Raw genomic sequence first — 20,753 nt, 5'->3', positions numbered from 1 at the left:
GATGTAGACGAACCGGCGCGTGCTGAGATCGCGGCGTTGCCAGCGGTCGTAGTCGTCCCACCAGTCAGCTTTAAGCCGAGAAATTGTCGTTGATGACAGCCCCGCTGCATTGGGGCCCAAAAGTGCGGCAAGTGCTTCGTGAAAGTCGCCAGTGGAAATGCCTTTGAGATAAAGCCAGGGCAGCAGTTCTTCGATGGATTTGGCTTTGCGCAAATAGGGCGGCAGGATTGTCGAGGTGAACCGGACTTTCTCAGCGGTGTCGCCCCGGTCTCGCACGCGCGGCACCTTGACCGGCACAGTACCGATCCCAGTCATCACCTGGCGTTCCGGCAAATGCCCGTGGCGGACAAGCCGAGCGCGACCATCCTCGATCCGGTCGCCGGAATAGGCCTCCAACAACACCGAAAGCTCTGCTTCAACTGCTTGCTGGATCAGGCTGCGCGCACCTGAACGCAGAAGGTCAGTCAACGGGTCAGCTGAAAATCCATGTGGATCGGGCAAGGTCGTGATGATAGTCTTCGTCATGTGGCATATCCTTTTCTCTGCAGAGAATTGCGGCGCGTGAACAACGCCATGATATGCCGCCCCTCAGGGGCCATCACCAACTTTCAGCTATATCTCCAATCATATTGGTCAGACAAGGTCGGCAAAGGGTGTAATGACGACGATACGCCAGAACCCGATACATGCGATGGCGGCACTGTTGTTCTGATTGACGAGAACTTCGATTCTGGAAAGATCGGCGATATCGACAGCATCAAGAGTGATGGCGACTGGAAAGTCAAAAACGACGCACTGTATACAAACGGCTGCAATGATGGTGTTCTGAAGTTTGCCCCTGCTGAGCTGAGCGGTCAGACTGAGGCTGCACTTTCATTCCGGATTAAAACACCTTGCATTGACCCTTTTGAGTCAGCTGACTCGCTGAAGGTTGTTTTGGTTGTCGATGGTGAGACGATTGTTCTTGATGAATTCCGGTTAAGCGGCGGCGAATTCAAAGGTTCGGTCAGTGGTATGACCTTTGGGGAAACATATACCGACCTGAGCTATGCGGCGATCGACCTTCCCGAGGGTGCTGAAAAAATCCAGATCAAGTTCATCAGCAGCATCAGCGCTCGGAACGAAGTTATCCAGATTGACGACGTTAAGCTGACAGCAACGGGCGATGCGTGCTCCGATTGCCCGGACGGCTACACAAAGATCAGTTTCAACGACCTGCCCCGTGGTACTGTCGTCACTGATCAGTACGAAGGTGTGACCATTACAGCGGTCGCCAACGGCAACAACAAGAACAACGTTTTTGTCATTGAAGCAGAAGATTTCGACACGATCACAAGCGCATCGGTCGTCCAGAACTGCCGGGCGTCCGATGGTGAGCATGTCAAAACCGGCTCGTATGGCGAGCTTGAAACTGCGTTCACCGGCCCGACGGATTCCTACAAAATCGCTATCGACATTCAGGATGAATGCGACGGCGCCGGGATCGTCGATGTCTTGGTCAACGGCGTGAATGTGGGAAGCTTTGAAGTCAGTGGAAAAGAAGGCGGAAGCGGCTGGACAAATGGCCGGGATTGGGGCGGTGAATTCTCGACCTTCGTATTGCCTAACGCCATAGACATCGCCCAAGGCGACACAGTCACAATCGTCTACAACGATTCAAATGGTGGCGAACTGGGGCGTATCGATAAGGTGAGCTTCATCGACCAAACCATTGAAAGCCAAGCGATGATCTTCGACACTGACAATATCAGCGGTGGCGATTCAGATCTTTCCATCGGCGACGGAAATGTCCTGATCATCTCGGAAGACAATGACAGTTCCGACCCGGATGACAACGGCAAGGGCGGCACGCTGACGTTCGACTTTGATGATCCGACGAACGTGTCATCTATCGTTGTAATCGACACCGAAGAAGGTGGCGAAATCAATGCCTACGATGCTGACGGTAACCTGATCGGATCGGTGGACATTCCGAACCTTCAGGACAACACCAAAGCGACGGTTGATCTGGGTTTTGAGGGTGTTTCCAAACTTGAAGTCGTTCTTGACGGGTCGGGTGCTGTTGACGATCTGTGCTATGACGATGACGACGGCCCGAACGACGGCAACGACCCCATGACCGCCCAGCTTGGCGATACCCTGTTCGTGGATGCCGACCGGGATGGTCGCCAAGGCGATGCCGTGAACGCCGTAGCGGCAGGTGTGACTGTCTACTTGCTTGATGCCGACCAGAACGTCCTTCAATCCCAAACAACGGCTGCCAATGGCACCTATCTTTTCGACAATCTGGCAGCAGGCACCTATTTCGTCGACTTTGACGAAGTTGCCGGATTTGATTTCACAACACAGAATGTTGGCGACACGATTGGCGACAGCAATGTTGATGCAAATGGTCTGAGCGAAGCCATCAACCTTGCCATTGGTGAAAGCAACCTGACCATCGATGCTGGCCTCGTGCGTGAAAACGTCGATCCCGAAACTGTCGATGATGCGGGTATGATTTGCGCGAACGAAGTTCTTGAAATCAATGCGTTGGCAAACGACTCTGATGCTGACGGCGACACGCTTTCGATCACTCAGATTAGCGGTCAGTCGGTCAATGACGGCGACACGATCTTGCTGAACGGTACTGCAACGGTCAACGGGTCCAGCGTCGCGTTCACTGGCCTGAGTGCGACCCTAACCGGCGGGACCGTCAGCTTTGACGGCGAAGCGGCGTTCTTCGATCTGGATATCGGTGAAAAGGCAGAGGTGTCTATCAGCTACACCGTCGAAGATGGCGAAACAGGTTCGGCGCAAGGGTCAATGGATCTGACCTTCTGCGGCGTTGCCGAGACTGTCGACGAACTTGCAGCATCGTTGCCCACCGGCGAGTTGATTTTCCAGCTTCTGGACGAAACGAACCCGATTGCAACGGCGCCTACTCCTGAGGACGTATTCACGGTGCAATTGTCGGGAAGCGGTGACGCCCGCTTCGATGGCGTTGTCTTTGAACAGGCCTACTGTGCGTCTGCCTTTGACCCGTATCTATTCGGCGATGGCGGCACAGATATTAACCTCGCGCCGCAAGTGCCCGTAACCATAAGTCTACTTGATGACTCGTCTACTCTCGGCGGTTCCAATAACAGCAATGTTGGAACGGGCGAACTGGATAACATGATCAACTGGATTCTCAATCAGGACTTCAACAGCGCAACGTATGCTGGGACGTTCACGAACGGTGTGATCGACTCCGAAGTTCAGTCCGCAATTTGGACGCTGACAGACTCCATCGTCTTCAACATTCAGGGCCTCGGTGAGAACGCGGATATTATCGCGATCCGCGACCTTGCCCTGCAAAATGGCGATTTCGAAACGGGGCCAGGTGGCAAAGTTGGCCTTTATATCGCTCCAACAGACGAAGCGGTCGATGCTGGCCATTCTCAGCCCTTCATCGTGGCTATCGATTTCGACAGCTATGACTGCTTGTGCTGATGCGAATTGTCCGCGGCCTGTTGCTGCGGACAATGTACCCGCCCTTGGCGGATTAACCCGAAAGTAAAGGTGTATTTATGAAAACTCTGCTTACAGCTACTGCAATGGTCTTCGTTGGCGTTGTTGCTGCTTATGCGCAAGCGAAGCCACCCACCCCTTCCGTGCCTGAGATCGATGCGGCAGCCGGTGTTGCAGCATTGGCAGCAGTTGGTGCTGGCGTTGCGCTTCTGCGCGAGCGCTTCAAGCGCTGAACGCTGATTTTAAATTAGACCGACGGCCGTAACCATCCGGCCGTCGGTCGTTTTTGTTTTCTGAGTTTGGCGCATAAGTTGCAGATGCGGGGGGGGCCATGGAATATGCTGACCGTATGAACGGCCGATCAAGCACGGGTCCGCGCGCTGGCCTTCTTTTACTTGCAATCTTCTGCGTTGCGTTGGTCGTCGCTGCTGCGCTTGTTTACAAACACGACTTTGTCTTTGTTTGCCGCGACTCTCTTCCCACAGTTTTTTGTGCCGCTCTTTCGGGGGCAGCCCCGCGCGTTCTGAGTGTCGTTGGAATTCTGACGATGGCATCGATGATCCGCCCGGCCGTGCTGCGACAGGTTGCAGCGGCTCTGCGTCCGACTTTGGCGTGGGACGGGATTGCTCTGATCGCGCTTGGAAGCGTTTTGATTTTCGCGCCGTGGATCCTCAACAAGGGGCTTCCGGGCGCTGTTGACCCATCTGTTTTTGTGGCGCTTTGGCTATCTGGTCTTGCTGTCGCCGGAGCGGGCCTAACCCACACACTCTTTCCACTGAAGACAGTTTTTGCAGCGCTGAAGCCTGCGGCTTTGCCGGTCGGTGGGTTGGTCGCCTTTGGCCTTCTTTTGCCGGAAGTGGCTTTGACATTGCAGCCGATCTGGAAAATGCCGTGGCTGTCAGAATTGACATTCGACACGGTGATTGCAGCTTTGACCTTTTTTGGGCAGCCCGTCGTGTCGGATGCGACGACAAAAATGATCGGTATCGACGAGTTCATGGTACTGGTCGGCCCTCAGTGTTCTGGGGTCGAAGGGCTGGCGTTGATCACTGTTTTCCTTGCCACCTATATTTTTCTGTTTCGTGATCAGCTGCGGCTCGGTCGCGCGCTGCTGTTGTTCCCAATCGGCTTGGTTGCAAGTTGGACGTTAAATTCAATCCGCATCGCCGTACTGCTGCTGATTGGGCGCTATGTATCCCCGGAACTTGCGATTGAAGGGTTCCATAGCCACGCAGGCTGGCTGATGTTCATGCTGTTGTCCGTGTCGCTCGCGGCCGGTGCGCACCGTGTTCGTTGGCTACAGAAATCCGGGGCCATCAGCGTTGCCGAGAGCACACAACCAAGGCCCAGTTTCTTTGCGGACCGGGCGACGGTTTTGATATTACCGTTCGCGGTTTTCATGGCGTCATCCACGCTGACCTCGGCAATCAGTGAAACTCCGGCGATGCTGTACCCGGTTCGTATGGCATTTGTTGCTGTGTTGATCGCCCTTGGATGGTCCGTCGTTCGCGCCCTGCCCTGGCGTATTGATCCACTGTCGCTTGCTACGGGTTTGGCTTGCGGGGCGCTTTGGGTGGCAACATCAGGCCCCGCTTCCGCAACTGACGCCCTTCTTGAATCCCGCTTGGCGGAGTTGTCTTCTGTGGCTTTCTTTGGCTGGATTGTCGTTCGACTGTTGGGAACATCAGTGGTCGTTCCTCTGGTGGAAGAGTTCTTCTTTCGTGGGTACATCCTAGCCAAACTTGATAAGGGCGGTATGGCGTGGCGCATTCTGGCGCTTGTTGTGTCCACAGGGATCTTTGCCGCAATGCACGACCGGTACATCGCCGCAGCCTCAGCGGGGCTATTGTTTGGCTTGATCTACCTAAGGCGAGGCAACTTGACCGACGCGGTCGTTTCGCATGCGGGGGCCAATGCTGTGATCGCAGGATGGGCGCTTGTACACGGCGATTTCAGCGTCATTTGATCAAGTGCGGGCAGCTTCACGCACTGGCTGAAAAGGGCCTTCCGGTCCGGTAACCTGTCTGACCATTGGCGATAGACCTGACCGCTGAACCACCATAGCGTTGCCCCAAGACGAGAATAGGGCAAATCATTGGTCGGGTGAGGTTCAACGCGGAGCAAACACTTCCACAAGGTCCCCTTTGCTTGCAGTTCTTCGGGGCGTCTATTTCGCTTAGACGTCGCAGCCTGAGCGAGTTGGATGGGTTGGATCAGTCGACTATGACGCAGCGCGAACCTGTTCACGTTTGGCACGGAATCGCGTGAAATGGCGGAACATTGGTGTGATCAAGTTAAACGCGGCGCGGTCTGGTAATTTTGGCCCGGGGAGCAAGTCAACGGTAACCACTCTATTGTAGTCGAAGCGCGACGCAGCAGCTGCAGTGCATCGCGTAACTGAAGATAGGAAGGGCGCTTGGGATTCCCTTGGGCGTTCATAAGGCAAAGAAGATGCGCAAGCCGCTTTGTATGTTTGGGCTGGTCAGCGAGGGTCGTGCGGGCCGTCGACTGCTGGCTTGCGCCGCGCTTCTTCTGGGCCTTGCCGGATGCCAAACTGGCGGCGGAGCGGCGGACGATAGCAGCAGTTCTACATCAACCCTACCCGAGGCGCCGGCCAGATCCACGTCATTGGCTGATGCCTATTACGTAACCGAGTTTGATGCAGACGCCGTGCGCGCGGTGCGGAACGCGACGAGGTTCGTGGCGCAAACACTGACCATCGATTATACATTTACGGGCAATCCGTTGCTGTCCGGCGTGACCATGCTGCAAAATGCGTTCGAAGCGTCACGGATCGAATATGCCCACTCAGTCGGCTTGTCTGGCGCGGGGCAAACCGTTGCGATCAACGACACATCCATTGATCTCAGCCACCCGGAATTTGCAGGGAAGACCGTTTCAACGTCGGGAACGACGACGGCGGCTGACTTTCATGGCACCGCTGTTGCATCGATCCTGGCAGGGTCAGCCACCTCAGGCGATATGATGGGCGTTGCGCCCGGCGCGTACTTACACATTGGTCAGGTGGATTTTTCGGTCGGTGTCACCTTCGACACGCTTTCAAGGTATTTCGACGACGCCCGTGCGATAGGAGCAATCGCCAATTCCAACAGTTGGAATTTCATTGGCGCCACTTTTGCGAACACCGACTACAGCAGTTTCAACAGTGGTGGGCGTGCAACGCTCCTCACCGCTCTTCGGAATTATGCGCAAGGCGGCGTGATCATTTTCGGGGTACAGAACGATTTTGGTGCCACCAGTGTCAATCAAATGAACGGTTTGCCGCTTGCCTATCCCGACCTGCAGCAAAGCTGGATCGCGGGCATGAGTGCGGTCCCGATCATGGAAAACGGCGTCATCTTGTCGGCGCGCCGTCAATCTGCCCCGTGCAATGAAGCCGGGCCCTATTGCCTTGCCGCCAATGGGACCGTCCTCGTGGCGGATACATCATCCGGGGCGGGTAGCTATACGATTGTTTCAGGCACTTCATTTGTGGCACCACAAATCGCTGGCGCCGTTGCTCTGCTTGCCGAAGCATTTCCAAACCTGACGCCGCAACAGTTGCGCGACCGGCTTCTTGTGACGGCTGACAACAGTTGGTTCGCAGCCGAAGGAACGGTTGAATTCGAAGGTGGCCTTACTCACGGATATAACTCTGAATTTGGCCACGGCTTCATGGATTTGCAGGCCGCGTTGCTGCCCATCGGGCAGGTCGCCGTCCCGCTCGAAGGTGGCACGGTTCAGCCTGTGAGCGTTCCCATCGTGTTGGCGGGCGGCGCCAGTGGTGACGCATTGGTCCAAGGGTTGGCGGCGCAGGGCATCTTCGTGACCGACGCGCTTGGCGCTGCGTTTTCCACCCGTGCCGCCAACCTTACGGCACAATTGCCGCGCATCGAAGACAACGCAGATCAGCTTTATACTGCAATGGACCTTGATCAGTTCGCGGCGATTTCGGCCCGTCATGCGGCCCTGTCTGGCGGTGCCTCGTCGCTCGTTCCAGGCGCCGCATCTTTGATGCCCGCGCAAGCGACCGCTGCTACATTTGCGGGTCTTGATAGTATGGACATCCCCTTTGCTGCAGCGGGGAGTGGAGCGGAACAAGACGCAACTGCGGGGACATGGCTGTTGCGAACCTATGCCCCCCGTGCGGATGACGACACCGAGTCTGTCGGCTTGGGCCTTGTTCATCGCCGCGACATTGGGCGCCTCGGGCTGGAGTTCGGAGTTGAAATGGCCCGCAGCGAAGGGTCCATGCTGGGCATTTACGTGCCCGGTGCGCTGGAACAGATGCACACCGATACGCTGTCTGTTCAGGCGGGTCTCGGCTGGCGATTGTCTGCGGATGTCGGCCTGCATGCGCGGGCTGAATGGGGCTTTGCCGATGGGCCGGGCGCTGGTGTGATCGACAGCTTCAATGCAGTGGAATTCACCAGCTACGAGATTGGGATCGACACGCGGGGTCTTTTGGCCAGCAATGATGTATTGAGCTTATCAGCCCGCGCGCCTTTGGCGATTTCGTCCGGCAATGCGAATTTACGGCTGGCGACCGGACTGAGCCCGGGGGGCGGCGTGACTTTCTCGTCTGTGCCGGTTGGTTTGACGCCGGAGGATCGACAGATTGATCTTGCGCTGGACTACCTTAGCCCGTTGGGCCGCGCGACAAGCTTTGGCTTGGGTTTGCGGCGATCATGGAATTACGGGCATATCGCAGGTGAGACAGGGCTAAACGCAGTGGCCGTCTTGCAGCATAGATTTTAGATTTTCGCTTGAACAAAGCCATGGCCGAATCTGAACCGTTGAGGCACCGTCGCGGGGCATAGCAAAAAGGTTCAAGCCGACGAAGCTGACCCGACTTTCGAAAACGCCGTCTGGGTGCGCGCATTCCACGCGCCTTGACGTAACGGACAAGAGTAGCATTCCGGTCGATTGTGTACTATTGCATGCGGAAAATAACCAAGGCGCGGACCCATGACATCTGACAACACCCCCGATATCATCTACACCACCGTTGACGAGGCTCCTGAACTTGCCTCCGCCTCACTTTTGCCCATCATTGCCAGTTTCGGCAAAGCGGCAGGCGTCAGCTTCGGCACTCAGGATATTTCGCTTGCCGGCCGCATCATTGCGACATTCCCCGATTACTTGACCGACGAGCAGCGTCAGTCGGACGATCTGGCGTTTCTGGGCGACCTGGTGAAAACGCCCGAAGCGAACGTCATCAAGCTGCCAAATATCTCTGCCTCTGTACCACAGCTTGTGGCCGCTATTCGTGAGTTGCAGTCACAAGGCTATGCCCTGCCCGACTTCCCCGAAGCCCCGGCAACCGACGCTGAAAAAGCGGTCCGCGCGCGGTACGATGGCATCAAAGGGTCCGCTGTGAACCCGGTCCTGCGTGAAGGCAACTCTGATCGCCGCGCGGCTGCGGCCGTGAAGAAGTTCGCGCAAGCGAACCCGCACCGCATGGGGGAGTGGACAGCAGACAGCAAGACCACCGTATCTTCGATGTCTGGCGGCGATTTCCGCGCCAATGAAACGTCTGCAACGCTTTCGGCGGATGCGAAAGCAAAGATCGTTTTGACAGCCACCGATGGCACAGAAACCGTTCTGAAAGATGGCCTTAGCTACCCCGCTGGCACCGTTGTGGATGCGACGTTTCTTAGCGCATCGGCGCTTGACGAATTTCTTGCAGCAGAAATCGAAAAGACAAAAGCCGACGGCACTTTGTTCTCGGTGCATTTGAAAGCCACGATGATGAAGGTCTCGGACCCGATCATCTTTGGTCATGCTGTAACAGCATTCCTGCAACCGGTGTTCGATGCGCATGGCGACAAGATGGCCGCGCTTGGTGTGAACCCGAACTCTGGTTTGGGTGACCTTTTGGCACGTGTCAAAGACGACGCCGAGATCATGGCAGCTATTGATGCGGTCATGGCGGATCGTCCAGCAATGTACATGGTCGATAGCGACAAAGGCCTGACCAACCTGCACGTTCCGTCCGACGTCATTATCGACGCGTCCATGCCTGCTTTGATCCGTGCTGGCGGCAAGGGCTGGGGCCCGGATGGCAAAGAACATGACACAAACTGCATCATTCCCGACAACAGCTATGCGCCCGTCTATGACGAGACCATCAAGTACTTCAAAGAGACCGGCAAGCTAGACCCTGCGACCGCTGGGACGGTGCAAAACGTTGGCTTGATGGCGCAAAAGGCCGAAGAGTACGGCTCGCACCCGACCACGTTTGAAATTGAAGCGGCGGGCACGGTTCGGATGATCCTTGAAGATGGCACTGTTCTGCACGAGCATGCGGTCGAAGTTGGTGACATCTGGCGTTCGGCTTCAGCGCGCCGAGCACCGATTGAAGACTGGGTGAACCTGGCAATCGACCGTCAAGCGGCCGAAGGCTGCGAAGCCATCTTCTGGCTGGATGAAACGCGCGCCCACGACGCCGAGTTGATCGCTTACGTGAAGCCAATTCTTGAAGCGCGCGGTGTCGCCGACAAGTTTACGATCCTTGCACCGCGCGAAGCCACCCGCGCGACATTCGAGACGATCCGCGCTGGCAAGACATCGATTGCTATCACGGGCAACGTTTTGCGCGACTACCTGACCGACCTGTTCCCGATCCTCGAGTTGGCAACATCGGCAAAGATGCTTTCGATTGTGAAGCTGATGCAGGGCGGCGGGTTGTTTGAAACCGGCGCTGGCGGCTCTGCGCCGAAGCACGTTCAGCAGTTGATGGAAGAGAACCATTTGCGCTGGGACAGCTTGGGCGAGTTCTGCGCCCTTGGCGAAAGCTTCAAGTTTCTCGCAGACGTCAAGGACAATGCAAAGGCGCGCATACTTGGTGAGGCGGTTGAAACCGCTACGCAAGGCATTCTCGACAATGGTCGTTCGCCGGGCCGCAAAGTTGGCCAGCCAGACAACCGGGACAGCCACTATTGGTTTGCGCGCTACTGGGCCGAAGCTCTTGCCGCGCAATCCAAAGATGCTGAGCTTGCGACGCATTTCAGCGCGATAGCAAACGCGCTGGCTGAAGGCGAAGCGAAGATCCTTGAAGAACTGCACGCCGGTCGCGGCACAGCAGTCGATCTGGGTGGCTATTACCACGGTGATGCGAGCAAGACCGCAGCGGTCATGCGTCCCTCGGCAACGATGAACGCCATCATCGACTGATACTCAGTTCTAAAAAAATGGAAAGCGCGCCCCATAAAACGGGCGCGTTTTTTATTTAAACCCGTGGGTTACAAGGCGAATCTCACGTTAAGAACGTTTCATAAGTCGCGCAAAAAGTAACTTGCAAAATGTGCAAACTCAGCCCTCGCAGGAATGTAACGACCTGTACATTCTCGAAACCTATGCCGTCCCTAGTTGGTCCAGCACGTGCCCAAACAAAGCAGCGGTATCTTCCCAATTGGGCAAACTAGCACCATGTCTGGCTGCCGCTGCGGCCTGTCTTTCGCGAAGATCATGATCACGCAGGACCGCGCCCAATGCTGACGCGAACGCGCTTGGATCACCGGGCGCAACGAGCGTGCCCGCCTCTGCAGGAACGGTGTCAGGCACTGCACCTGTGCGGCAAGTGACAATTGGAAGCCCGTGCACCAATGCCTCGGCAAAGACCATTCCATAGCCTTCGTACAAGGTCGCAAGCGCAAACACGGATGCACGCTGGAATAGTACCGCCAAATCCTCAGGCGCCATTTCTCCGGCAAAGGTTACTCGGTCGTTCAGCCCAAGCTCTGATGCCATGCTATGCAAAGCAGGACCGGTCACCATGTCATGGGACTTGCCGACGATTACCGCCTCCCAATCCTGCCCGTTCAATTCGGCCAAGGCGCGTAGCAGAATATCATGCCCTTTTCGCGGAGCGAGAATTCCGACCGACAGGATCAACGGGGGCTGTGATGGGGCTGGCTTCCCTGTCGGTTTGTCGATGCCGGGACTGGCGATGGTCAGCCGATCTTGCGGCACACCATAGTCTTGAACCAGCACCTTTGCCGTGTGTGGGCTTGGCACAATCACATGAGCAGCGCGCGATAGATTTGCAGCCTCAACCCGGGCAAAGTGGTCGACCTCTTCAGGGCGCAATCCGGTTTCCCGCGCCAGAGGATGGTGGATCATTGCCACCACCGGGGCGCTGACATTTGCCATCCCAACCGGGTCCAACGCGCCAAGAGCCAAGCCATCGATAATAATCGCAACATCGGGATCAACTGCCTGTAATTGCGACAAAGCAAGGGCCATCGTTGCGGAATCAGGCATCGGGAAACCGTCTGGCAGACGAAGAGCATCGACTTGCCGACCCGTATCCCGAAGCGCTGCAAGCACACGCGCATCGTAAATATAGCCGCCCGTCCGAGTCGCTGGATCACCAGGAACGGCAAAGACAGCTTTTCTAAGTGTCATATTTATCAGATCCTGTTCCAGAGGATGTCAATTTGTGACGTAAAATCGGGCAATTGAAGTCCTCGGCTGAGTATTGAGCGGCTTCCTGCCTATCTTCGGCGCAAACAAGCCACCCTTCACACGCAGATAGCAAGAACGTCATCCAACGCCAGTTGCTTTTGCTGCAGAATGAAGCAATTCCATCGATAGGGTCGCGTATTGCGGCGCTAATTTTGGAAATACTTAACTTGAGGTGCCTATGTCGGCCCAACCCGTGATCCTGAACAGCGATACCTCTGGTTCCTTGCACGACAAGGGCCAGATCTGGTCTGTCGCTCGCCGCCGCCGCGTCATGCTGACACTTGTTGTGCTGACCTGTGCCGTCCTGATGGCAGGTATGCTGCGGATCATGAGCTATGAGGGCTTCGCGGCGACCGAATGGGCCATGTTGTTGCCATTTGGGTTGACGCTACCGTGGTTGGCAATCGGCTTTTGGAATGCTGTTCTGGGGCTGGTCCTGACGCTTCGCCACGCTGATCCCGCCAAACATGTAACCCCGCAATTGCGCCGCGTGACCGGCGATGAACCGATCACAGCGCGCACGGCTATCGTAATGCCAATCCGCAATGAAACAGCGGAAGGGGCATTGGCTCGTTTTGAGGCTGTTCAGCGCGATATCGCCACAAGCCCGTGGGCCGCAAAGTTCGATTTTCACGTGCTCAGCGACAGCTCTGATCCATCCATTTGCGTGCGCGAAGAGCGGTTGGTCGCCGAATGGCAAAGCCGCGCTCCGGGTGTGAGGCTTTTTTACCGCCGCCGTACGGATAACGCCGGATTCAAGGCTGGCAACATTGCTGAATTTACGCGCCGCTGCCGCGATCAGTATGACTTTTTTCTGCCACTGGACGCAGACAGTGTCATGGGCGCAAGCGCGGTACTACGTCTGGTGCGCGTGCTGCAGGCCAGTCCCGAAATTGGCATGCTGCAAGGGCTGGTCGTCGGCACCCCATCGCGGACTTTTTTCACCCGTGCGTTTCAATACGGCATGCGCCATGGCATGCGGTCGTTCACATTGGGGTCGGCTTGGTGGCAGGCCGATTGCGGGCCAAACTGGGGGCACAACATCCTCATCCGTATGGCACCGTTCAATGACCATTGCTTGCTTGAGCAGATCCCCGGCACTGGCCCATTGTCCGGCGACATCATGAGCCATGATCAGGTCGAAGCCGTCCTGATGCGCCGCGCGGGATTTGAAACCCGCGTTGTGGCAGAGGAAGATGAGAGCTTTGAGGATAATCCGCCATCCCTGCCCGACTTCATCAAACGTGAGTTGCGCTGGTGTAATGGCAATATGCAGTATCTTCGCCTTTTGCGTATGCCCGGCTTGCTTCCGCTGAGCCGCGTGCAACTGGCTTTGGCGATCCTGATGTATGTCAGTCCAGCCGCGTGGTTCGCGTTTATTTTGATGGGCGCAGCTTTGGCCGGAACTGGAACCCAATTGTCCGGCGTACCCGTTGCCGAAGGGCTGGCTTTGTTCGCCGTGATCATGACGTTGAGCTTGGCGCCGAAAATAATGGGCCTTGCTCAGGTTCTCACCAGCAATGCGCAATCACGTCGATACGGGGGGCGCCTGCGCGTTATCATCGGCGGCGGGATTGAGTTTGTCTTTTCCTTCCTATTGGCGCCTGCCGTGGCATTTGCAATCACCCTTGGTGTGATCCGGTTGCTGTTGGGAAGCAGAATGGCATGGGACGCTCAGGCACGCGACCGTGATCGTCTTCGCTGGAACGAGGCATTCCGGTCGCTTTGGCCGCAAACACTGGCTGGGATTTGCTTGGGGACGTATCTTGCCTGGGTCGCTCCGTGGACACTTTTCTTTGCTGCGCCGGTCCTTGCAGCCCTTCTTTTCGCCATCCCCGTAGCTGTGGTGACGACTATCCCCGCTTTGGGATCATTCACGTGCCGCGCAGGCGTGTTCGACTTACCCGAAGAACGCAGGCAGCGTGACTCACAACCCGAACGGTCAGCGATCCGGGCCGCTGCTTGATAGTCCACCGCTGAACTCGATTTGATCAAGGGGCCAACTATCCATCTGCAAAGAACGGCCCTTTTATCAGCAACCCTTGCCGCCGTACTTGCTACAGCACCCTTTTCGGCGAATGCCGACTTGGCCCGATATGATAGTGACGCGTCACACACAGTAGTGGCCTTTTAGTGGGGCATGTCGGGTATTCTAGCGTGCTTGATCGGTTCAGCGATGTAAGCGGCCATTTCATGTTCGACCCCGAGACGCAGGAGCTTGGGGATGTGCCGATGATTGTCGGCCTTGCCAGCATCGAGGCTGACAACGATGCGCGCGACATCATGTTCAGAGCGGTGATTTTCTAGATGTGCAAAATAATCCGCAAATGATGTTCACGGCCAACGGCGGCGAGGCGGCAAGTGACACCGAAGGAACGTTTACCGGAATGCTCAGCTTGCGCGGTCGGGAAAACCCGCTGACATTGACGGTCACGTTAAACAAGGTCGCGGACTACCCGTTCGGTCACAAGAAACAAACTGTCGGCATTTTTGCACGTGGCTCCGTGCTGCGGAGCAATTTCGGCATGGATTGTGGGGTGGCCAAAAGCGCAAGTCCGCCATTTGGCAGCCGCGGTGGCGCGGGAAGTGGAACTTGAGGCGCCACCGCGATGCCGGTGACTGTGAGGCCCGCCGCATCAGGATTTCCGGGAGTTAAGCCAAAGACACCAGACACTCGCTGACCATCCGAGAACTCAGTATACGCCATAGAGTCTGCGATTTGGTTGCCCAGTCGCGTCACCTCACCACCGGATTGGTCTACGTCGATGTCAAAATAGAAAAAGAATGGCTGTAGGTCGCGGGCCTTTGGTATTCGCTACCCTGCTTGGTGTACCGATTGGCAGGGCTTTGCAGGGTTTTCGCACCAATGGCAGCACAAAAAGCGCCCAAAGGCCCAAAGCATGGACTTTCAATGCGCTAATGTGCAGCCAACAGGTTCTTTCGCTATTTTCCCGTGTACGCAGCCAAAGCAGCTTCGGTTCCATGGGCCCAGATATCGTTCAAAGCATCTGCAAAGGCGCTTGCAAACACAGGGTTTTCGCCCAAGGAGCCATAGATCGTGGTCTGGTCGATCCACACCTGCGGGTCGTCCTTTGCTTTGATCGCGGCGTCCTGCAATGCATCCCAATGTGGATCATTTGGCGCGATCTTTGTACCGTCCTCACGGGTGCCTTCACACATGCGCGCCCAAAGAGCTTCACACAAAGCGAGCCCTTTGACGGACCCACCGGCCGCCAGCGCGTCGCGCAAAATCGGCAAGATAAAACCAGGGTGGCGCGACGATCCATCAAAGGCAACCCGGCGCGTCGTATCGCGAATCTCGGGGTTGGCAAAGCGGCGTGCAATCAGGTCGATGTAATCCTGCGGCGTCATGCCGGGAACAGCGTCCACATATGGGGCAAATTCGTCATTCTCGACTTTGCGCAGTAATGCATTGATCAGCGGATGTGCCATGCAACCGGCAATGGTTTCTACCGATAGGATTTCCGCTGGATTGGCGATGACTTGATGCCCGGCATTGAGCATGCGGATTTTCATCGCCTCATAAGCATGAACGTCTTGGGTTAAGGTGGCACCGACTTTATCCCAATCGGGGCGTCCTGCACAAAAGCTGTCCTCGATCACCCATTGGCGGAAGTTCTCATGTGTCACCGGCGCCGTGTCATCGACACCAAGGCTTTGAACAAGAGCAAGTTCAGCAGGCCCAGTGGCAGGTACGATGCAATCCACCATGGAGTTCGGGAAAGTGCATTCTGCATCGATCCATTCGGATAGTTCCTTGTCCGACAAGGCTGCAAGCCCGACGACCACTTGGCGCAGGATCGCCCCGTTGCCTTGCAGGTTGTCACAGCTCATGCAGGTGAAGGGGCCATTTCCTTCTGCCCGGCGCTTTGCCAACGCCGCGACCATCGCGCCAAACGCAGTCCGAGGCGCATCCGGATTGGCCGCGTCATGGGCAATATCCGGGTGCGTTACGTCAAAGCCGCCTTCCGCAGTCACGAAATATCCGCCTTCCGTTACTGTTAACGCGACAATGCGAATGGCCGGATCGGCCATTTGTGCGATCAGAGGTGCGTTGCCTTCTTCCACAGGAACATAGTCGATCATTGCTCCCGTCACTTCAGCGCTTCGCCCGCTGGGATCAAGCTCGATCAAGGTCGTCAGGAAATCTTGTGCAAGCAGCCTGTCCCGCTGGGCTGCATCTGGCGCGCGAACACCTGCGCCAATAATCGCCCAATCATGGTTCAACCCCATGTCCATCAGGCGGTGCAGATACCACGCCTGATGCGCGCGGTGAAAATTCCCCAGGCCGATGTGCACGATACCGGGCGTCAATGCGCTGCGGTCATACTTTGGCACCCGAATACCCGCTGGCAGGGTGCCAAGTGTCGAATTGGAAAGTTTCGTCAGCTGATCCATTATCCGCCGTCCAGGTTGGTGGTTGTCTTGGGTTGAATTCCTCCCTCACGCGCACGGTCAAAGACCACCCGCGAATATTCGGAGCGAAATCACTACGTCGTCACGCATTTCATTGGGCCGGTTTTTATTCCGGCCCGGTTGGTTTACGCGATTTTTAGTCCGTCTTTGTCGAACTTGTGGAGTTTGTCTGCCTGGGGAGTGAGGTAGACTGTGTCGCCGTGTTTGACTGCGAACTCTCCGCTTGCGCGGACGGTGACCATTTCGGCCAGGCCCGTTTCGTGGATGTGCAGGAACGTGTCGGAACCAAGGTGCTCGGCCACGCCTACGACGCCTTTCCAGGTGCCGGTTTCGGTGGACAGGTCCATGTGCTCGGGGCGGATGCCGATGGTGGCCGCGCCGTGTTCGGCTGCGGCAGCGCCGCTGAACAGGTTCATGTTCGGCGAGCCGATGAAGCCGGCGACAAAGGTGTTGCGCGGGTTGCGATACAGCTCCAGCGGGGATCCGACCTGTTCGATATTGCCCGCCCGCAGCACGACGATCTTGTCGGCCATGGTCATCGCTTCGACCTGATCGTGGGTCACATAGATCATCGTGGTGGCCAGCGAGTTATGCAATTCGCTGATTTCCAGACGCATGTTGACCCGCAGTGACGCATCCAGGTTCGACAGCGGTTCGTCGAACAGGAAGGCCGACGGTTCGCGCACAATGGCACGGCCGATGGCGACACGCTGGCGTTGGCCGCCCGACAACTGCCCCGGACGACGGTCGATATAGTCGGTCAGGTTCAGCACCTTGGCGGCGTAGTTCACGCGCCGCTCCTGCTCTGCCGGGTCCATCTTCGCCATTTTCAGCGGGAAGGCGATGTTCTTGCGCACCGACATATGCGGATAAAGCGCATAGGATTGGAACACCATGGCCAGACCGCGCTTGGCGGGCGGCAAGTTCGTGGCATCGGTCCCGTCGATCTTGATCGCGCCCGAGGTCACATCCTCCAGCCCGGCGATCAGCCGCAGCAGGGTGGACTTGCCGCAGCCTGACGGGCCAACGAAGACCACAAACTCGCCTTCGTTGATCTGCAGGTCCAGTGGCGGAATGACATTGACGTCGCCAAAGCTTTTGGTGACTTTTTCGAGTGTTATTTGTCCCATAGTCGTTTCCTCACTTCACCGCGCCAAAGGTCAGGCCACGGACGAGTTGTTTCTGGCTGAACCAGCCAAGGATCAGGATCGGCGCAATTGCCATTGTCGAAGCTGCACTGAGTTTTGCGTAGAACAAGCCTTCCGGGCTGGAATAGCTGGCGATGAACGCGGTGAGCGGGGCCGCCTTGGCCGCGGTCAGGTTCAGCGTCCAGAACGCTTCGTTCCAGGCCAGAATGAAGTTCAGCAGCATGGTCGATGCAATGCCCGGAATGGCCATCGGCGTCAGGATATACAGCACCTCTTGCCTCAGGGCGGCACCGTCCATCCGCGCAGCTTCCAGGATTTCCCCCGGGATCTCGCGGAAATAGGTGTACAGCATCCAGACGATGATCGGCAGGTTGATCAGCATCATCACGATGACCAGACCCGTGCGGCTGTCCAGCAGACCCAGTTCAATGAACAGAAGGTAGATTGGATAGAGCACGCCAACCGCGGGAAGCATCTTGGTCGACAGCATCCACAGCAGGATATCCTTGGTCCGCTTGGAGGGCACAAAGGCCATGGACCAGGCCGCGGGAACCGCGATGATCAAACCAAGGATCGTGGAACCACCGGCGATGATGATCGAGTTCCACAAGAAGCGCATATAGTTCGAACGCTCCATCACGACGGCGTAGTTTTCCAGCGTCCAGTCGAAGTTCAGGAAGATCGGCGGGCTCGCGATCGCCTGCCCTTCGGTTTTGAAGGACGTCAGGATCGTCCACAGGATCGGGAAGAAGATGAGCAAGCCAATCGCCCAGGCGATGGTGGTGTTGATCAGCTTGCGGCGGGGTGTAACAGCTCGTGACATGATCAGTTATCCAGGTTCTTGCCGACGATCCGCATCAGGAAGATCGCCACGATGTTTGCAAGGATAATGGCGTAGACGCCACCGGCGGAGCCAAGACCAATGTTTTGGCTTTCCAGAACACGCTGGAAGATCAGGTACGACAGGGTTCGGGTTCCAAATGCGCCGCCCGTTGTCACCAGGATCTCTGCAAAGACAGCCAGCAGGAAGATCGTCTGGATCAGGATCACGATGGTGATCGCGCGTCCGAGATGCGGAAGGATGATGTAATAAAAGCGCTTGAGCAGTGGAGCACCATCCATTTCAGAGGCTTCCAGCTGTTCCCCGTCCAGCGACTGGATCGCCGTCAGCAGGATCAGCGTTGCAAAAGGCAGCCACTGCCAGCTCACGATCATGATGATCGACGGCATCGCAGCATCAGACATCCAACTGATCGGATCGGCCCCGAAGAACCGCCACAAATGGGCGAACAGGCCGTTCGTCGGATCCATGAACATGTTCTTCCACACCAACGCGGACACGGTCGGCATCACGAAGAAGGGGGCAATCACCAGGATCCGGACAACGCCCTGGCCCCACATCGGTTGGTCCAGCAGCATGGCCAGCAAAATGCCCAGCACCACAGTGATGACCAAAACAGACACCACGATGGTCAGCGTGGTCATGATCGACGGCCAGAAAGACGACGAAGAGACAAATCGGACGTAATTGTCAAATCCGGTCCAGCCCTGATCGCCACCACGCAGCGGCAGATAGGTCCGGAACGAGAACCACAATGTCATGATCAGCGGAACAAGCATCCAGCCCAGAAGCAGAATAACTGCCGGGGCAATCATTATGCGGGCTGCGGATCGGGAAGCTTTGGTTGCCATTGGATGCAACTCCTCATTGCCGGGCGGCGGCACGCGGCGCCCAATCAAATTTCTGTGCAAATTCGAGGAAAACAGATCCAGAGGGCGGATGTACCGCCCCCCGGGTATTCACTGCCGAAGCTTAGCGGTAGCCAGCGGCTTCCATGGTCTCGTTGGTGATCGCCTGCGCCTTCTCAAGCGCTTCTTCGACGGTCTGCTGACCGGCGTAAGCTGCCGAGAATTCCTGGCTGACTTCGGTGGCCATGCCAGCGAATTCGGGGATCGCAACGAACTGGACGCCAACATAGGGAACCGGCTCAACCGTTGGGTTGTTCGGGTCCGCCGCCTGGATCGAGTCCAGCGTCATCTGTGCGAACGGAACTTCCTGGTACTCAGGTGTCGCATACAGCGATGCACGGGCACCCGGAGGCACGTTGGCCCAGCCTTCGTTGGCCGCAACCAGGCCGATGTACTCTTTCGAGGTCGCCCATTCGATGAAGGTTTTGGCAGCCTCTTCGTTCTGGGTGCCCGCAGGGATCGCAAGCGCCCAGGCCCAGAGCCAGTTCGCCTTCTTGGACACACCGTCCTTGTTCGGCGCCAGAGCGAAGCCAACCGAGTCGGCCACGGTCGACTCGTCCGGGTTGGTCACGAAGGACGCCGCAACAGTTGCGTCGATCCACATGCCGCACTTGCCCTGCTGGAACAGCGACAGGTTTTCGTTGAAGCCGTTGGTCGCAAAGCCCTGCGGGCCGGACTCGTTCATCATGTCGACGTAGAAGTTGATCGCTTCGGCCCATTCGGGCTGATCGAACTGGGCAGTCCAGTCTTCGTCGAACCAGCGGGCACCGAATGAGTTGGCCGTGACGGTGATGATCGCGCCGCCTTCACCCCAACCAGCTTTGCCGCGCAGGCAGATGCCGTTGATCTCGTTGTCGCGGTCAGTCATCGCCGCAGCGGCTTCGCGGATGAATTCCCACGTCGGAGCAGTCGGCATTTCAAGACCGGCAGCTTCCATCAGATCCGTGCGATACATGACCATGGAGCTTTCGCCATAAAACGGCGCCGCATAAAGCGTGCCATCGTGGCTCAACCCGTTGCGCATGGCAGGCAGAATGTCCTCGACATCGTACTCGGCAGACATGCCGTCCAGCGGAACAAGCCAGCCGTTGGCGCCCCAGATCGGCGTCTCGTACATGCCGATGGTCATGATATCGAACTGGCCACCCTTGGTGGTGATGTCCGTGGTGACCCGCTGACGCAGCACGTTCTCTTCAAGTGTCACCCACTCGACCTCAATGCCGGTCTGCTCGGTGAACGTATCCGTATAGCCCTGCATACGGATCATGTCGCCATTGTTCACGGTCGCAATCGTGATCGTGTCCTGAGCAAAAGCTGCAGTCGACAACGCGGCAACAGCACACGCGCCCAAAAGCGCATGGGTTCTCTTCGTCATGGTAGTCCTCCCTAAAAATGTGAGCATTAACTCAACATATGAGTAATTGCTCACACAACCATCGATTCCAGTCAAGCCTCTTT

15 protein-coding genes are annotated in these 20,753 nt (G+C 56.9%); 8 read left to right on the top strand and 7 right to left on the bottom strand.

Annotated features, from left to right (window positions below; genetic code table 11):
* Positions 1 to 525, bottom strand: a 525-nt coding sequence (locus tag E2L05_RS17450; protein ID WP_208016242.1) for a transposase, incomplete at its 3' end; no start/stop codon positions are given.
* Between the two features lie 48 nt (positions 526 to 573).
* On the opposite strand from E2L05_RS17450, the gene E2L05_RS17445 reads away from it, so the two are divergent.
* From E2L05_RS17445 to E2L05_RS17425, 5 genes are all read left to right on the top strand, one after another.
* On the top strand, positions 574 to 3,474 hold the full coding sequence (locus tag E2L05_RS17445) for an SdrD B-like domain-containing protein (protein ID WP_165971798.1): 2,901 nt from the start codon (positions 574 to 576) through the stop codon (positions 3,472 to 3,474).
* Positions 3,475 to 3,551: 77 nt separating this feature from the next.
* On the top strand, positions 3,552 to 3,725 hold the full coding sequence (locus E2L05_RS17440; RefSeq protein ID WP_133344102.1) for a VPEID-CTERM sorting domain-containing protein: 174 nt from the start codon (positions 3,552 to 3,554) through the stop codon (positions 3,723 to 3,725).
* A gap of 98 nt (positions 3,726 to 3,823) precedes the next feature.
* Positions 3,824 to 5,458: an exosortase E/protease, VPEID-CTERM system gene (xrtE, locus tag E2L05_RS17435; RefSeq protein WP_133344101.1), complete on the top strand. Its 1,635-nt coding sequence runs from the start codon at positions 3,824 to 3,826 to the stop codon at positions 5,456 to 5,458.
* Positions 5,459 to 5,943: 485 nt separating this feature from the next.
* Positions 5,944 to 8,250: a S8 family peptidase gene (locus E2L05_RS17430; protein ID WP_133344100.1), complete on the top strand. Its 2,307-nt coding sequence runs from the start codon at positions 5,944 to 5,946 to the stop codon at positions 8,248 to 8,250.
* Between the two features lie 210 nt (positions 8,251 to 8,460).
* The gene (locus E2L05_RS17425) at positions 8,461 to 10,668 is read left to right on the top strand and encodes an NADP-dependent isocitrate dehydrogenase (protein ID WP_133344099.1); all 2,208 of its coding nucleotides are present in this window, start codon (positions 8,461 to 8,463) and stop codon (positions 10,666 to 10,668) included.
* Between the two features lie 180 nt (positions 10,669 to 10,848).
* On the opposite strand, the gene E2L05_RS17420 is transcribed toward E2L05_RS17425, so the two are convergent.
* Positions 10,849 to 11,901, bottom strand: coding sequence for a glycosyltransferase family 4 protein (locus tag E2L05_RS17420; RefSeq protein WP_133344098.1), 1,053 nt, complete (start codon positions 11,899 to 11,901; stop codon positions 10,849 to 10,851).
* A gap of 238 nt (positions 11,902 to 12,139) precedes the next feature.
* On the opposite strand from E2L05_RS17420, the gene mdoH reads away from it, so the two are divergent.
* The 3 genes from mdoH to E2L05_RS17410 all read left to right on the top strand — a co-directional run bounded on the left by mdoH (position 12,140) and on the right by E2L05_RS17410 (position 14,558).
* Positions 12,140 to 13,927, top strand: coding sequence for a glucans biosynthesis glucosyltransferase MdoH (mdoH, locus tag E2L05_RS17415; protein WP_133344097.1), 1,788 nt, complete (start codon positions 12,140 to 12,142; stop codon positions 13,925 to 13,927).
* A gap of 191 nt (positions 13,928 to 14,118) precedes the next feature.
* Positions 14,119 to 14,268, top strand: coding sequence for a hypothetical protein (locus tag E2L05_RS20850; protein WP_164687182.1), 150 nt, complete (start codon positions 14,119 to 14,121; stop codon positions 14,266 to 14,268).
* Between the two features lie 20 nt (positions 14,269 to 14,288).
* Positions 14,289 to 14,558: a YceI family protein gene (locus tag E2L05_RS17410; RefSeq protein ID WP_243722042.1), complete on the top strand. Its 270-nt coding sequence runs from the start codon at positions 14,289 to 14,291 to the stop codon at positions 14,556 to 14,558.
* A gap of 346 nt (positions 14,559 to 14,904) precedes the next feature.
* On the opposite strand, the gene E2L05_RS17405 is transcribed toward E2L05_RS17410, so the two are convergent.
* From E2L05_RS17405 to E2L05_RS17385, 5 genes are all read right to left on the bottom strand, one after another.
* Positions 14,905 to 16,380 (bottom strand): mannitol dehydrogenase family protein, encoded by a 1,476-nt coding sequence (locus E2L05_RS17405; protein WP_133344095.1) that lies wholly within the window; start codon positions 16,378 to 16,380, stop codon positions 14,905 to 14,907.
* A gap of 143 nt (positions 16,381 to 16,523) precedes the next feature.
* Positions 16,524 to 17,528: an ABC transporter ATP-binding protein gene (locus tag E2L05_RS17400; protein WP_133341970.1), complete on the bottom strand. Its 1,005-nt coding sequence runs from the start codon at positions 17,526 to 17,528 to the stop codon at positions 16,524 to 16,526.
* Between the two features lie 10 nt (positions 17,529 to 17,538).
* Complete coding sequence (locus tag E2L05_RS17395) at positions 17,539 to 18,369, bottom strand: carbohydrate ABC transporter permease (protein WP_133341969.1); 831 nt, start codon at positions 18,367 to 18,369, stop codon at positions 17,539 to 17,541.
* Between the two features lie 2 nt (positions 18,370 to 18,371).
* Entirely contained in the window at positions 18,372 to 19,238 is an 867-nt protein-coding gene (locus E2L05_RS17390; protein ID WP_133341968.1) for a carbohydrate ABC transporter permease, read from the bottom strand.
* Positions 19,239 to 19,359: 121 nt separating this feature from the next.
* Entirely contained in the window at positions 19,360 to 20,670 is a 1,311-nt protein-coding gene (locus tag E2L05_RS17385) for an ABC transporter substrate-binding protein (protein ID WP_133341967.1), read from the bottom strand.
* Positions 20,671 to 20,753 lie beyond the last annotated feature (83 nt).

It is taken from the genome of Meridianimarinicoccus aquatilis (genome assembly GCF_004358675.1).
In the GTDB taxonomy this organism is placed as follows: Bacteria; Pseudomonadota; Alphaproteobacteria; order Rhodobacterales; family Rhodobacteraceae; genus Meridianimarinicoccus; species Meridianimarinicoccus aquatilis.
Note: the sequence above shows the minus strand (reverse complement) of the source record. Positions and strands in the feature narration are given on the sequence as shown.